The sequence below is a fragment of the Chryseobacterium sp. genome (assembly GCF_008831505.1).
Lineage (GTDB): Bacteria > Bacteroidota > Bacteroidia > Flavobacteriales > Weeksellaceae > Marnyiella.
The window spans coordinates 230,816-246,269 of the sequence record NZ_CP044507.1 but is presented as its reverse complement, the minus strand read 5'-3'; the positions used below and the strand labels follow the sequence as shown (position 1 = coordinate 246,269).

9 protein-coding genes are annotated in these 15,454 nt (G+C 42.5%); 1 reads left to right on the top strand and 8 read right to left on the bottom strand.

Translation table 11 applies throughout. From position 1 onward, the window contains the following. Positions 1 to 39: 39 nt before the first annotated feature. The 8 genes from bshC to rimP all read right to left on the bottom strand — a co-directional run bounded on the left by bshC (position 40) and on the right by rimP (position 13,849). Positions 40 to 1,623 carry a bacillithiol biosynthesis cysteine-adding enzyme BshC gene (bshC, locus tag F7R58_RS01135; protein ID WP_317132566.1) on the bottom strand — a complete coding sequence of 528 codons (1,584 nt, stop codon included), beginning with the start codon at positions 1,621 to 1,623 and terminating at the stop codon, positions 40 to 42. Between the two features lie 9 nt (positions 1,624 to 1,632). Then, positions 1,633 to 3,564, bottom strand: coding sequence for a putative porin (locus F7R58_RS01130; RefSeq protein WP_158063191.1), 1,932 nt, complete (start codon positions 3,562 to 3,564; stop codon positions 1,633 to 1,635). Between the two features lie 86 nt (positions 3,565 to 3,650). Continuing rightward, complete coding sequence (locus F7R58_RS01125) at positions 3,651 to 4,466, bottom strand: hypothetical protein (RefSeq protein WP_158063190.1); 816 nt, start codon at positions 4,464 to 4,466, stop codon at positions 3,651 to 3,653. Positions 4,467 to 4,484: 18 nt separating this feature from the next. After that, on the bottom strand, positions 4,485 to 5,942 hold the full coding sequence (locus F7R58_RS01120; RefSeq protein ID WP_158063189.1) for a RagB/SusD family nutrient uptake outer membrane protein: 1,458 nt from the start codon (positions 5,940 to 5,942) through the stop codon (positions 4,485 to 4,487). A 13-nt stretch (positions 5,943 to 5,955) separates the two neighbouring features. After that, positions 5,956 to 8,865 carry a SusC/RagA family TonB-linked outer membrane protein gene (locus F7R58_RS01115; protein ID WP_158063188.1) on the bottom strand — a complete coding sequence of 970 codons (2,910 nt, stop codon included), beginning with the start codon at positions 8,863 to 8,865 and terminating at the stop codon, positions 5,956 to 5,958. A 299-nt stretch (positions 8,866 to 9,164) separates the two neighbouring features. Further along, positions 9,165 to 12,026: a translation initiation factor IF-2 gene (gene infB / locus F7R58_RS01110; RefSeq protein WP_158063187.1), complete on the bottom strand. Its 2,862-nt coding sequence runs from the start codon at positions 12,024 to 12,026 to the stop codon at positions 9,165 to 9,167. 64 nt (positions 12,027 to 12,090) lie between these two features. Next, entirely contained in the window at positions 12,091 to 13,326 is a 1,236-nt protein-coding gene (gene nusA / locus F7R58_RS01105; RefSeq protein WP_158063186.1) for a transcription termination factor NusA, read from the bottom strand. A 55-nt stretch (positions 13,327 to 13,381) separates the two neighbouring features. Then, positions 13,382 to 13,849: a ribosome assembly cofactor RimP gene (gene rimP, locus F7R58_RS01100; RefSeq protein ID WP_158063185.1), complete on the bottom strand. Its 468-nt coding sequence runs from the start codon at positions 13,847 to 13,849 to the stop codon at positions 13,382 to 13,384. 276 nt (positions 13,850 to 14,125) lie between these two features. Here rimP and F7R58_RS01095 point away from each other — a divergent pair, with 276 nt between their 5' ends. Beyond that, on the top strand, positions 14,126 to 15,454 hold the full coding sequence (locus F7R58_RS01095; protein WP_158063184.1) for a UDP-glucose dehydrogenase family protein: 1,329 nt from the start codon (positions 14,126 to 14,128) through the stop codon (positions 15,452 to 15,454).

Sequence of the window (15,454 nt, the reverse complement as noted above, 5' to 3'; positions counted from 1 at the left end):
TTTATTACAAGAATTCCTTACAAAATTAAGGCTTTAGGATTAATCTACCATCACTACCAAACTGGACGTATGTACATCCATTTCCTCCAAACAAGATTTAAGCCAAGAATTACCTTCAAAAGCGTAATATACACTGAAATTATACACCCGTTCCTGCCACTTCCCACCCGGATGCACCTTTAAAAAAAGATTCTGAAGTGCGGTTACGCGCTCATACTGTTTTACCTTCTCGGCACGAAGCAGCCGCCGGCACATTCTTTTATAGGATTTAAGCTGTCGGGTTTCTTCTGCAGCAACCAGGTTCCCAAAACTCTTTTCGGTTCTGGCAGCCATTTCGCGGATGGATTTGAAAGCCGCGGCCACTTCCTCTTCCTTTTCATTCAGCAATTTCAGGATTGCGTTGTCCTGCAGGATTTTGGAATTGATTACCTCACTATAATCTCCGAAGAAATCATCGATCTCAAGCGAATGCCTGGACAATTTGCTAAGTGTTTTACTGCTGATATTTAAAAAGGAGTTTCGCGGAATCAGAACCGGAAAGGGAATGTTTTTGTCCTGAAAATAGCCTGTCAGTTCCAGCCAGTACATGATCTCGGCATTTCCACCGATATAGGCTATATTTGGTAGAACCGATTCCTGGTACACAGGTCTCATCAACGCATTTGGACTGAATCTTTCGGGGTGACTTTTAAGTTCGCTGATGATCTCATCCTGGGTAAATGTCCGGTCACTGTCGGCCAGCACAAATTCTCCACCTAACTTATCAATCCGATTCCTGCTTTCAGTGAGGTAAAAAAGATTGACCTCCCGCGGATTGACCTGCACTTTACCATACCGCGCGGTCAGAAACTCTACCCTGGATGTTGTGTTTTTCAATATTTCAGAATTAATCAGTTCTTCGCGGAAAGCCGGAATCATGAGCCGTTTTAGACGTGCATCATCGCCGTCAATAATCAGAAGGCCATACTCCGCAAAAAGCCGGTTCACCAGCTTGCGCGTTGCTTCAGCCAACGTATTGCCGGGAGTATAGGCCTCCTTCATCATCAAAATCAATTCGGTACCAAATACCGTATCCTTGAATTCCTGTGCGAAACCGTCAATAAACGACACATCGTCCAGAACAATACGGCCCACTGCGCCACCTGAAGTGGCAGACAGGTCATAACGCTGGTTTTCGGTATTGAAAAAACTGATTTCCTCCAAATCGTGGTCCTCTGTAGCCATCCAGAACACAGGTACGAAATCGTATTCCGAAAACTGTGATTTGAGATAGGTGGCAGTTTTTATGGTTTGAAGAATTTTGTAGATGAAAAATACGGGACCTGTATACAGGTTCAGCTGATGACCCGTGGTCACAGTAAATGTAGTGCTTTCCCGAAGCAGATCCAGATGCTGACGCTGTACTTCATCCTGCAATCCAGCATTCTGCTCCCGCATTACTTCATAGAGCACTTTCCGGTGTGCGGAGGTGAAATCAGCACTTTTCGCTGCAATCTTAGCTTTAATATTGGCAGGCGAAAAGAGGTGGCCCTCAGCGTAAGAAATATCCGAGTTTAGAAAATCCTTGATCATATCAGGGATTTCCTTAATTTCCACAAAAGGTATTTTCTTAAATAATTTCAAACCGGTTTATTAACTTATTAAATACCAAACGATTCCAATATTAAGACGAAAATCATAGAATGGGTAATAGGGTGCTGTAAATACTTTATTATTATCAATCAAGGTATTTAGATGCTGGCCTTCTATAAAAAAGAACATCCGCTTTACCTTAAGATTGAAATAGGCATCAATTACAGGAATTCCGCCAATCTGATATCCTTGAGGTCCAGGAACAGTGAATTCATTGAGAATAGGTGAATACTCCCGCGAGCCGAACTTGGTGAAAAAGTGCCCCTTCATCCCTGTCTGGATTTCGGCAGCATTCTTAAAGGCTTTGGTTTGAAAGAACAGATTGGCCCTTCCTACAAAATCAGGAGCAGGGAACAGGTCACTGTTGGTCAGCGTCTTCTGGAAAAGCAACCTGGAATTAAGTCCGAACTTTCCATACCTGAAGGTCGCATCGCCACCAATCTGCGATATATTCAGTGGAGTATCACTTTGCTGTGGGACCGCAGCCCGGAAATAGGTGTAATTATCAATTCTGAAATAATTAGCGAAGACTTGGGTTTCGAACCATTTAAGATTAACATTCCCCCCAATTTCAAGCACATTCTGGTTTTTCAGATCGCCTGCATAAAAATTATAGGCTTTATAAGGGGATGTGTTCAGGTGATAATTGAAGCTGGGAGCAGCCGACTGAAAGTTCACTTTAGCATTTACAAAATAGCCTTCAACAGGTTCAAACCTAAACTGATTACGTGACTGCAGGTAATTTCCAAACTGCTCACCACGGGAAACCTCCAGAAAGGAATTAAGCGCGATTCGGTCCCAAAGATCAACCCCAAGATTTCCGACCGCTCCTATTCTGTTTTCGCGGATTTCTGATGGTACACTTAAATCGGCCAAGTTCAATGGCTCTGTAACTCCGAGCGTCATCAGCTGATGCCTGACTCCTGCATCAATCCTGAACCGCTCATTATCCAAAACCAGACTCACTGTATTGCTTAGGTTATTGGAGAATTTTCCAGTGCTTAAAGAAAATCCCGGCACAAGCCCGGAAGGTGTGTCATAGAAAAAATCCTGTAGCGCATCCTGCGAGAAGCGGTACTTATTACCCTGATGGTAAATGGTATGACGGATCTTGAATGGATACTTTACAGGATCAAATGGTGCAAACTGGTGGCTAAAGTAATACCTGCGCGCCGAAAACTGTGAGGTCACCCCCTGCAGAGTAACTTCCACATTTGCCCTGTTGTCGTACGCATCGGCATCGGATCTGAAAAGTTCCTCATTCGCAATTCCACCGTATTCCTGGTTGTTCACATTCTGATGTATAAAATGTGCGAAGGCCTCGTATTTCAAATTGTCCGAGATATAATGGCCGGAAAAAACAGTATTATTATTTGCAGCCAGGGAGTTACTATAGATTCCCTGCGAACGGAGTCCCATATACTCAAGGGCAAAATTAAAATTGTTGCCGATATTCTGTGTATAGGTTGAATTGAGTGCGGCGCCGTTGCGCATCGCATTATGATAAATAAACGTAGTTGTGGGCGTTTTTACATCATAGTAGCGTATATCTTTAATTCCCAGAAATCCAAAAGATTTGTTTTCGGGAAGTAAGGTCAGATTTTGTTCAGGATTTAACTCATAAACCAAGGGATTAAAGCCTGCTCCGATATTTGCGAACTGAATCCTGCCAAAGTTATCACGGTTGTTCCACTGGGTGAAGACATAAGTTTTCTCGCCGGAAAGAACAGTGTCAATCACCTGTTTTTCTGAAAACTGTGTAAAGGATTTATAATCCTGTATGGTAGGTTTAAAAATCTTCAAAGAATCCCTGGTACCCGAATCAATAACCAGAGTGTCGGCAGGCTTCACCCTATTGCTGTCTGTCTTGTTCACGACCTGTGAAGCGTATAGGTTGGAAAAGAGCAGCGCCAGGAAAAATAGGTATCTCATCAGTAAAATTGTAGAACAAAAGTAAGAAAATAAAGGAAATAAAAAACCCCGCACATGGTGCGGGGTCTATTATAAATAGAAGCAAATTAGAAGCCAGTGAAAGTTTCAGGCTGGTTACCGAAAGAACCTGCTGATACGTAGTAGTTAACTCTAAGATTAAGTTTTCTAGCACACATATCAATGGTTGAATTTCCATGATTTGCAAAATTACTCTGCGACATACGCAGCATAATATTCTGATTATAAGTAGGGTGGAACTCGCCTGTATCCTGTGGTTCAAAAGATACCAAACCAGCCTCATCGTATGTGAAGACAAAGTTTGTTCCTATTGTTGGGAAATCTATAATCCTTAGTGTATTAGGCTGTCCTGGCACTTCCTCGATCATATGCTGACCTGTACCATTGAACCATCCCGCATAATTGAAGGTTCCAGTCCCAAGGAAGTTGTTAATAAGACACTGAAGTTTCCAGTTTAGTGTAAACTCATTGTCGAAAACAGCTGTTGAAATCGTACTGGACTCCAACTTAAGCACTAAAGTTTTTGTAACTCCTGGAACCGCCGGTTCTTTCATTCTGATTGTGAACGTTCCGGCAACCTCACCATTGGTGATTTCATCAGTACCGTTAATAATTTCATAATCAGTTCCAGCAACGGCTGTACTTTTTACCGGATCAACAACCAGTTTAACTTGGTGGGAACCCACAACTGGCTTGATTGTTCCGTAAGAAATTACAACATCTTTTGAAGCTGTACCGATTTGCACAAATTCTGATTTCACCACACCTTCATTAAAGTGTACGTAGGACTCACCATTGTATACTGGTTCGGTATGATCTTCCCGACAAGAAAATACAAATAGTCCCAGCAGGAACAGTGATACTATAAATTTAATATTTTTCATTATTCAAATAATTTAAGATTAGTTATAACCCGGGTTCTGAACGATAGAAGGATTACCCAATTTCTCAGCAGAAGGGATAGGCAATGTCCATCTGTAATCCGAAATTGGAAGTGTAAGAGGTGCTCCAAGGAATTTACCACCGTCATCAAGTGGACTTCTGTCAATACTTACACCCGCAACTTCGCCCAATCTTCTAAGGTCTACATATCTGTGACCTTCGAAGCTCAGTTCAATACGTCTTTCTTTTAGTATGTCTCTCCAAGCTTCACCAGCATTTGCGTAGGTGATGGATGGAACAGCGGTTGTATTGTTAGCTACTTTTCTGGCTAGTCTCACAGAACGAACCAGATTAGCGGCAGTAACCAAGTCTCCCTGAGCTACAGCTGCCTCGGCCAAAATGAAATACATTTCTGAAGTTCGGAAAATTTTCACATCGTTACGTAACGGCGTATTTGCTTTTCCTGGATACTTATTAATAACTATCGTATTACCTTCAGAAGTAGCATCAACGAACACCGTTTTTCTAACATCACCCCAGTTTGGTGAGGGAGTTAAAAGGTTGTACAAATTCATACCCATCTTTAACAAGGGCGAACCTGTAATGTCTGTTGTGTTAGTAGTCCAAAATCTTGCAATACCTCCAGCTCCTTCTGTGGACGGGTGGCTTCTTGCAAAGATTACTTCTCCCTGAATTGCATCGGTCCAAATCTGTGGATATGTTGCAGCAGGTGTTAAAGCCGGTCCATTAGATACGACCCACTGGGCATGCTGTTGAGCCTGAGTATACATTTCTCTGTAAGCATACATCCGCGCCATAGTTGCATGAATCATACCTTTGGTTACAAACTTATATGAGAGTGGATTTACAGTATCCAGATTTGCATCAGCAAAGTTAAGATCCTCTTCCATCAAAGCATAAATCTGTGAATTCGCAACTCTGGGCATTTGTGCCGTAAGTTCTGGAACATCTGTTAACAGAATCACACCTAAAGCATTATTATCGGCCATATCAGTTGTGAAATATGACTGAAGCTGTAAATAAGCCAGAGCCCTCATAGCACGAGCTTCGGCAAGTATTGAATTATAGTTCGCTGCTTCTGACGCCGCAGGAGTAATTTTTTCTGCCGCTCTAAGCAGTCTGTTAACTCTGTTAATAAGTAGGTAATTATCTCCCCAGATACCAGCCACATAACCGTTATCAGGGTTGATAATATATCTGTGCTCTGCAAAATACCATCCGGAATTATTTGGTGCTAATCCAGTTTCGTCAGTAAATACTGACGATAGCCAGATTGAATTCTGCGTATTTAAGGCTCCGTAAACATTTCCATTTAGAAACGCCCGAAGATCCTTTGTCGTCTGTAGAGCCACTTCTTCTGTCAGTTCCCCATCCTGTATGATTTCATAAGCATCAGTACAAGACAGTATGGAAAAGGAAGTCAAAATAGCATATGCTAATAATCTGATTTTTTTCATTTCTATTTATAATTTAAAATTCAATATTAGTACCTAAACTAACTGTTTTCATATTCGGATATACAGACAGTGAATATGAGAAGTTTGGTTCTGGGTCATATCCTGGCCATTTGGTCCATGTGTAAAGGTTTTCCGCCTGTACAAAAACCTTCATACTTTTCACGAATGTACCTTCAATTACACGTTTTGGAAGATTATAACCAAGTGCAATATTCTTAAGCCTGATGAAAGATGCATCTTTCAAGAATCTGTCCGAATAATCCGCAAATGTCAAGTTAGTGGCATTCAAAGATGGCTGCGATCCGCCTGTATTTGTAGGAGACCAAGCATCCAACATATCTGAAGCCTGGTTCCATTCGCCGATGGAAGTTGGATCATATAACCAAGCCATTGCGTTATCATACTTCCATGCGCCCTGTTGGAATGAGAAGTGAGTATCAAGATACAAACCTTTGTATTCAGAATTAAATCCGAAACCTCCACTCCAAAGCGGGAACATATTTTTACCAGTTGCGCGATCATCAACATCTGCTACCAGAATTTCTGTTGGATTACCGTTTGCATCAAGGAATAACGCATTACCGTTAGATGGATTCACACCCAGGTACGGCGCATAATGCCACTGGAAAGCCGGACCTCCCACAACGTTTCTAATTGCTCCTGATGTCTCCTCTACAGCGATATTCATAATCCTGTTCTCGTTGTATCCACCATTTACATAGAATGTAAGTTTAGAATCCTGATTTCTGATTGGAGTATATTTCAGTAAACCTTCAACACCACGGTTTCTAAGTTCACCATTGTTACCATCAATACCATATTGACCGGTTACAGCCGATAGGTTAATTCCGTTATATAGATCCTTTGTAGTTTTATCGTATACATCGATATTACCTTCGAGTTTTCTGTTAAGTGTTACAAAATCCAAACCAACGTTAAATTGGTAGATCTTTTCCCATTGCGTATCCGGGTTTTTCAAACCACCAAAGCCTAATGCACCCGGGGTGTTGTTGTACCCATTACCAGTAACATATACCTCACGAACCAAGTTAGTCGCTGCAAGCATCGGGTTATTTCCGGAAGCAACTGCAATGATGTTTTGGTTACCCTGTACACCATAGGAAACTCTTAACTTAAGCATATCGAAAGCAGAACCTTCCATAAAACTTTCTCTATCGATGTTCCATCTACCGGCAACAGACCAGAAAGTTGCCCATTTGTTTTCGTCGATGAAACGGTAAGAAGCATCCCTTCTTACCAAACCACTGAAACCATATTTATCATCGTAATCGTAATCAAGAGTAGCAAAATATGCTAGGCCACCAGCTGTAATTTTTCCTGCTGAAGCACTTGGCACATAATAAGTAATTGGTGCACCTGTTCCATTATCGAAATACAGTGGCGCCGCATACCCAGTACCATTACCAAAAACCCAGGTTCTGGAATCAAGACCTGTTCTTCTTTGGCTCGTAGTATTGTAATGAACCTTCAAATAATCCAGATAGGCACCAGCGTTAACTGTGTGTTTTTCTCCAAATACTTTTGAATATTGCAGACTTGTTACATTGTTGATATTGAACTCATTGGCTTTTGCCATATCTTCGAAACCAGGAAGTATCTGATCTGCAGGTAAAGCAGTTGTCCCCTGACCCATTGATACTGCCAAAGCTAAATAGTTCCATGGAGCTCTTGCAAATATGGTTTCAGAGTTTTTCCAGTCGATACCTGTTTTGTTTCCTAAAGTCAACGCGTCTGTTAACTTATAACTCATGTTAACATTTGTAAGAATCCCTATCTCACTTCTTCGGTTAGGCATTGAACCTTTAACAACGTCTTCCAGCGCAAAGATATTCTTACCACCGCTAAAGTCGGTTCCAATTGCGTTATATAAGTCGATACCGTTTGCATACTGTCCGGACATTAAGTAAGGCAATCCAGCGTTAGCACCATGTAAAGGGTTCTGAACGGAGTTATTTCTGATTGCAGTGTTGGTTTCCTCATCCAGCTGATGTCTTCTGGAATATGAAAGAGCAACTTGTGCTCCATAAAGAAAACGTTCGTTCTCAGATCTACCGTTGAAATTATTTCTGAATGTAAATCTTTTGAAATCTGAAGTTGCAGGTACAATACCCGTCTGCTCCATATACCCAAGAGAAGAGTAAAGATTCATATTCTCACCACCCACCGTCATCGCCAAGTCATGTCTCTGAGTAAATCCAGGATTGAAGAACACTTTTCTCCAGTTGGTATCAACACCGTTATATGCAGCTATTTCAGCATCTGTCATATCAGCACCCATACCCTGGCCCGCCATCTGCTCCAGTTTCAGCGCCTGCTTCGCATCATTAAGGTCATATTTGTTTTCCGGAAGCAAACTCATCCCGGTAGAAGCATTATATGAGAACTTCATTGGAGCATTGTACCGACCAGACTTTGTCTTGATAACAATTACACCATTAGCCGCACGGTTACCATAAATCGATGTTGCCGCGGCATCTCTAAGTACAGAAGCACTTTCAATGTCGTTATCGTTCAGGTTTCTGAACTGCGTAGCATTTGAAATAATTCCATCAATAACATATAAAGGTTCAGAACCTGCACTTAAAGAACCAATACCCCGGATGATCACATCAATTTTTCCTGACCCAGGTTGCCCAGATGCAGCATTAATAGTCAGACCGGGAGATTCTCCCTGTAATGAATTCAAGAAAGATGTCGTAGGACGGTTTTCAAACTTTTCTTGTGACACAGTAGTGGATGCTGTAACATCCTTTGGTTTAGTGGCAGTTCTATTATACCCTAGTACAACTACCTCCTCGATTTCAGCAGTTTGCGTGGTATCCACTTCCTGCTGCTGAGCTGAAACAGTGTGCCCTATAAAAAACAGAACACCTGCACTTAATACTCGTAATTTAACATTCATATTAACAAAATTTTAATATATTTTAGTACGCAAATATGTTAATAATATTTAAATCTCACAAATAAGATTTGCATTATTAGATATTTATCTCAAATTTACAGATATAAATTGTTAAAGTATGCCAATTTATTTAATAATTGAACATATCATCTGATTATTCGCACCACCATTCTGTACCAGAATACAATATTAACAAATTATTAATATGAGGAACTTACTTATTTAGAATAAATATAAATTAGAATTCAATTAAAATAAAAACCTGCTAATCAGCAGGTTTTAATATTAGAAAATCATTTTTATTTAAGCTTTTTTTTCACGGCTACTTCCTCGTAGACTTCAAGTATATCTCCAACTTCAATGTCGTTGTACCCTTTCAGGTTCAGACCACATTCGTAACCTTTTGTTACTTCCTTTACATCGTCTTTGAAACGCTTTAAACTCTCCAGCTCGCCGTCAAATTTCACGATACCGTCGCGAAGCAGGCGGATTTTTGAATTACGTCCTACTTTTCCGCTGAGAACCATACACCCGGCGATGCTTCCGACCTTAGATATCTTGAATACCTCACGGATTTCCACATTACCTACCACCTGTTCCTTAATCTCCGGTGAAAGCATTCCTTCCATTGCCTCTTTTACTTCTTCAATAGCAGCATAGATCACGGAGTAAGTACGGATTTCAATTTCTTCTTTATCCGCAAGTTCTTTCGCATTTGCTCCGGCACGAACGTTAAATCCAATGATGATGGCATCGGAGGCTGTGGCAAGGTTTACATCGGATTCGGTGATTGGTCCTACACCCTGATGCAGTATATTAATACTGATTTCCTCGGTTGAAAGACGCTGCAACTGATCTGAAAGAGCTTCCACAGATCCATCCACGTCCCCTTTCAGGATAATATTAAGCTCCTTGAATTCGCCCAGCGCAATTCTTCTGCCCAGTTCTTCCAGTGTTGTATGCTTTTTGGTACGGATAGAAAGTTCACGCTGAAGCTGCTCACGCTTGGTTGCGATAGTTTTGGCTTCACCTTCATCATCAAATACCCTGAATTTGTCACCTGCTCCCGGAGCACCGTCCAGGCCAAGTATCGTTACAGGCATTGACGGACCTGCGGACTGCATTGGTTTACCTCTTTCGTCCAGCATGGCTTTTACTTTTCCATGGTTTTTACCCGCCAGAACGTAATCGCCCACCTTCAGTGTTCCGCTTTGAACCAGAATTGTTGCTACATATCCGCGGCCTTTATCCAGCGACGCTTCAATTACGACACCCTGTGCATTTTTATTTGGATTGGCTTTCAGTTCAAGAATTTCTGCCTGCAGAAGTACTTTTTCCAGCAATGCGTCCATATTGTTACCAAATTTGGCAGACACCTCCTGAGACTGTACGTTACCACCCCATTCTTCTACAAGGATATTCATTCCGGAAAGTTGCTGACGTATATTGTCGGGATTGGAATTTGGTTTATCCACTTTGTTCAGTGCAATAATCATCGGTACCCCTGCAGCCTGGGAGTGAGAAATCGCCTCCTTCGTTTGTGGCATCACATCATCATCAGCAGCAATTACGATAATAGCAATATCGGTAACCTGTGCACCCCTGGCTCTCATCGCGGTAAAGGCTTCGTGCCCCGGAGTATCAAGGAAGGTTATTTTCTGACCGTTCTCAAGCTGTACATTATAAGCTCCGATGTGCTGGGTAATACCACCTGACTCGCCTGCGATTACGTTGGTTTTCCTTACGTAATCCAGTAACGAGGTCTTACCGTGGTCTACGTGACCCATTACTGTTACAATAGGCGCACGCGGTACCAGATCTTCTTCTGCATCAGCTTCTTCCTCAGCAGCTGATTCTTCAATATCTGCATCGGAAAATTCGATTTTATAACCAAATTCATCAGCAACAAGCAAGAGCGTATCTGCTTCCAGACGCTGATTCATTGTTACCATTACGCCAAGTGAGAAACACGCTGAAATAACTTCAGTCGGACTTACGTTCATCAAGCTTGCAAGTTCGCCCACGGTTATAAACTCGGTCACCTTCAGGGTGCGGTCTGCAGCATCAATCTGCTCCTGCAGTTCGTCCTGCTCCCTTCTGTAAGTCCGTTTTTCTTTTCTGTATTTGGAGCCTTTGGATTTGCCGCCTTTGTTGGTCAGCTTCTCCAGAGTCTCCCTGATTTGGTTTTTCACCTGCTCATCAGTAAGCTCAACCGGCATTACGCGGTCTGCACCTCGTCTGGAGCCTCCCGGCTTATTGCCGCCCTGATGTGGTGGACGGTTGCCTGGCGGACGGTTACCCTGACCGCCGGGTCTGTTACCCTGCCCTCCAGCACCTCCGCTACCGGACTGAGTCCCACCGGCAGGATTTGGCTTTTCAATACGTTTTCTTTTCTTTTTGGCACCAGCGCTGTTGGCTCCCTGAGATTTAGGCTTATTGAACTGGGACAGGTCTACAGTCTGCTTTAAGATTTTAGGACCATCCAGTTTTTGGTATACGGTTTCAATTTTATTATCGCCTAAGTTTTCAGATTCCTGAATTGCAGGTACCGACGGTGTCTCTGTATCTGCTGCATTAGTTGCTTCAGCCACGGGAGTTTCCGCTTTGGGGGCTTCTGTGGGTTTTGGAGTTTCCTTCTTTTCCTCTGCCGCTTTGGCAGGTTCTGGCTTTTGTTGCTCCTTTTTGGATGAGCGCGGTTTTCCGCTTTCTATCTGCGACAGATCAATTTTGTCAAGAATCTTGAATTCCTGCCTTTCAATCACAGCTGGAGTCTCCTGTTTAGGCTCTTCTTTCTGCACAGGTGTTTCCGGAGCCGGCGCCGGCTTTTCCGCAGGAGCTTCAGGTTTCTTTGGGTTAAGGTCAATCTTACCTAAGATCCTGGCTTCCGGTCTTACGGAAGCTCTCGCTTTAATCACTTCCGGTGCTTTCTCTTCCGCGACCAGCTTTTCCTCAGGAACTTTGGCCATAACCACTTCATGCGAAGCTTTACGCTGCTCACTGTCCTTCATGAACTCTGCCTTCAGTGCTCCATATGCCGCTTCATCCAGTTGAGCGTTAGGATTTTCATCTACAGCAAAGCCTTGCCCCTGCAGAAACTCCACAAGTCTCGACATTGAAATATTGAATTCCTTTAACGCTTTATTTAATCTAATTTTTGGCATGCAAATATTTACTATTTTATTTTTATAATCCCGTGTACCCAGTACAGCATTTTACGAGGCGCGTTTAAGCTTCCAGTTCTTCCTTAAGAACCTGCTTCACCTCATCGATCTGCTCCTCTTCCAAATCCACAAGGTTTACCAATGCTTCAGTATCCTTATCCAGGACGCTTCTTGCAGTGTTTAATCCTACTTTCTTAAATTCCTTGATGATCCACTCGCTGATTTCATCGCTGAATTCGTCCAGTTCTACATCATCGTCATCACTGGTTTCCCGGTATACATCAATTTCAAAACCACTTAACCATGAAGCAAGCTTAATGTTCTGCCCCTGTTTGCCGATTACTTTGGAAATCTCTTCAACCGGAGTATACACCATTGCATAGGATTGCTCTTCATTGATGTCAATTTTATTAACCGTTACATTACCCAAGGCTCTTTTCACCATAATCTCAGGATTTTTGGACCACTGGATAACATCAATATTTTCATTCTTCAGTTCGCGCACCACGCCATGGATACGGGACCCCTTCACTCCCACACAGGCACCTACAGGATCGATCCTGTCATCATAGGCATCAACAGCAATCTTCGCCTTTTCGCCGGGGATCCTTACCACCTTCTTAAGTATGATAGTACCATCCTGAATCTCAGGAATCTCAAGCTCCAGAAGTTTTTCCAGGAACTTTGGTGAAGTTCGGGAAACAATGATCTGCGGTTTAGAACCTTTAAAGTCTACACTGTCCACAATCGCACGTATGCTTTCACCTTTCTTGAAAAAGTCTGAAGGGATCTGATTTTCCTTCGGCAGGATAAATTCATTATCCTCATCATCCAACAGTATCGCGTGCTGTTTCCTAATATGATGCACTTCTCCAACAACAATCTCACCAATACGGTCATGGAACTGCGCATACAAAAGTCCGTTATTATGCTCCTGAAGTTTGGTAGCAAGAATCTGCTTAAGTGTAAGGATATTTCTGCGGCCTAATTCAGCAATCGGAATTTCAACGGTATAATCTTCTCCCACTTCAAAGGTAGGATCTATTTTTTTGGCTTCCTGCAATTCAATTTCCAGATCATCGTCTTCGGACATTCCGTCTTCCACAATAGTTTTATTCAGGAAAATCTGAAAGTCGCCTTTATCAGGGTTTACAATGACATCAAAGTGATCGTCTGAATCAAATCTTTTTCTTAGCAGCGTTTTCAATGAATCTTCAATAATAGCCATCAAGTCAATCTTACTGATGCTTTTCTCGTCTTTAAAATCGCCAAACGCTTCAATTAACGCTAAACTGTCCATAATCTATATAGTGATAATAATGAGTAGTACGGAAACTCCGTCGGTCATCATATTGTTAAAATTTTACTGTTACCAGCGCTTTTTTTATTTCTGAGTAGGGAATCTCTCTTTCTTCCACTACATCAACCTTGCCCTTCCCCACTTCCTTGGGCTTTCGGTACCGGAGTACTAAGGTAATACTTTTTTCATCCAGTGTAAGTAGCTCGCCTTCCACCCTGGTATCGTCTGCAAGCAGGACGTCCAACTCCCGACCAATATTTTTACGGAACTGCCTTTCTGATTTCAGAGGTTCGCTGAGCCCTGCACTCATGACCTGCAGTGAGAAATCGTGCTCTTCGCGGTCCATATTGAATTCAATTGCGCGGCTCGCATCCAGACAATCCTGAACCGACACACCCTGATCACCATCTAAAATGACAGTGATATCATCTGCGGCAGAAAAGCGAAGATCAATAAGGAACAGATCTTCACGCTCTTTCAGAAATTCGCCAATCAGGCTTTCTATCTTTTCTCTAAACTCCATAATCTACTGAACGGTTGCTGATACGAAAAAAGGCTCTCTTTCGAAGCCTTTTCATTTTTCCGCAATTCCTGTGCAAATATACAAATAAATTCTTAAAACACAAAACAGATTTGATTCTCAGATTATTGGGTGTACGCTGGCATGAAAAGTCCTGATATATGTATAAGATACTACCACGCAGGAAAATGTTCTAACCGCTATCATTAAGCATCTTCTATTATTTGATAATAAAAGGTAAATTTTCTGTAATTTTGGCGCAATTATAAAGTAAAAATTTTGAATATTACGATTGTAGGGACCGGATACGTAGGTCTGGTTACAGGATCAACGCTGGCCGAACTGGGGAACTCCGTATATTGTGTAGATATTGATGAGCAAAAGGTAGCGGCTATGAAAGAGGGTAAAATACCAATTTATGAGCCCAATCTGGAAGAGATGTTTACCCGGAATATCCAGGCTCAGCGGCTGTTTTTCACCACTGACCTTAAAGAAGCTCTTGACAAAAGTGAGGTAATATACCTGGCGCTCCCTACGCCACCTGGTGAGGATGGCAGCGCAGATTTGTCCTATGTCCTGGGCGTCGCCGAAAAAATAGGCACTTACATGAGTGATTATAAAGTGATCGTAAATAAATCCACGGTACCTGTAGGTACTGCCGATAAAGTAAGGCAGGTGATAAGCTCCCGGACAGACATCGCATTTGACGTAGTTTCGAACCCGGAATTTCTGCGGGAAGGTTTCGCGGTAGAAGATTCAATGAATCCCTCGCGGGTGATAGTTGGCTGCAGTTCGGCACGGGCTCGCGAAATAATGTCTGCCATTTATCAGCCGTTCACCAATACAGGCATCCCTATTATATTTATGGATGAGAAATCGTCTGAACTTACCAAATATGCTTCCAACTCTTTCCTGGCAGTCAAGATCACTTTCATGAATGAAATTGCCAATTACTGCGAGAAGGTAGGAGCAGATGTGGATAAGGTACGTCTGGGCATGGGATCCGACGACCGGATTGGTCACCGCTTCCTGTTTCCGGGCATTGGTTATGGCGGAAGCTGTTTCCCTAAAGATGTAAAAGCACTGATCACTTCCGGGAAAAGTGAGGAATTTGACTTTCAGTTACTACAGGCCACCGAGCAGGTGAACATCACCCAGAAGACCATCCTCATTCCGGAAATTGCAAATTATTTCGGCGGCGATCTGAAAGGTCGCCGGATTGCGGTTTGGGGTCTGGCATTTAAAGCCAATACAGATGATATCCGTGAGGCCTCTTCCCTGGACAATATTCGGGCATTACTGGACAGAGGAGCAAATGTGGTTGCATATGATTCCATTGCGGAGGACAATGTGCGCAAACTTCTGGGCGACCAAATTGAATATGCTGCAGATATGTATTCTGCACTTGAAGGTGCAGACTGTCTGCTGATTGTAACTGAGTGGCCAGAATTCAAAAACCCTAATTTTGACCTGATCGCGGACCGCCTTAAACATAAAGCCATCTTTGACGGCCGGAACATGTATTCCGTTGATACGCTGGAACAGCACGGATTTTTTTATAAAAGTGTAGGCCGAAGGACAATAAAAAACACAGTGATAAACCAATAA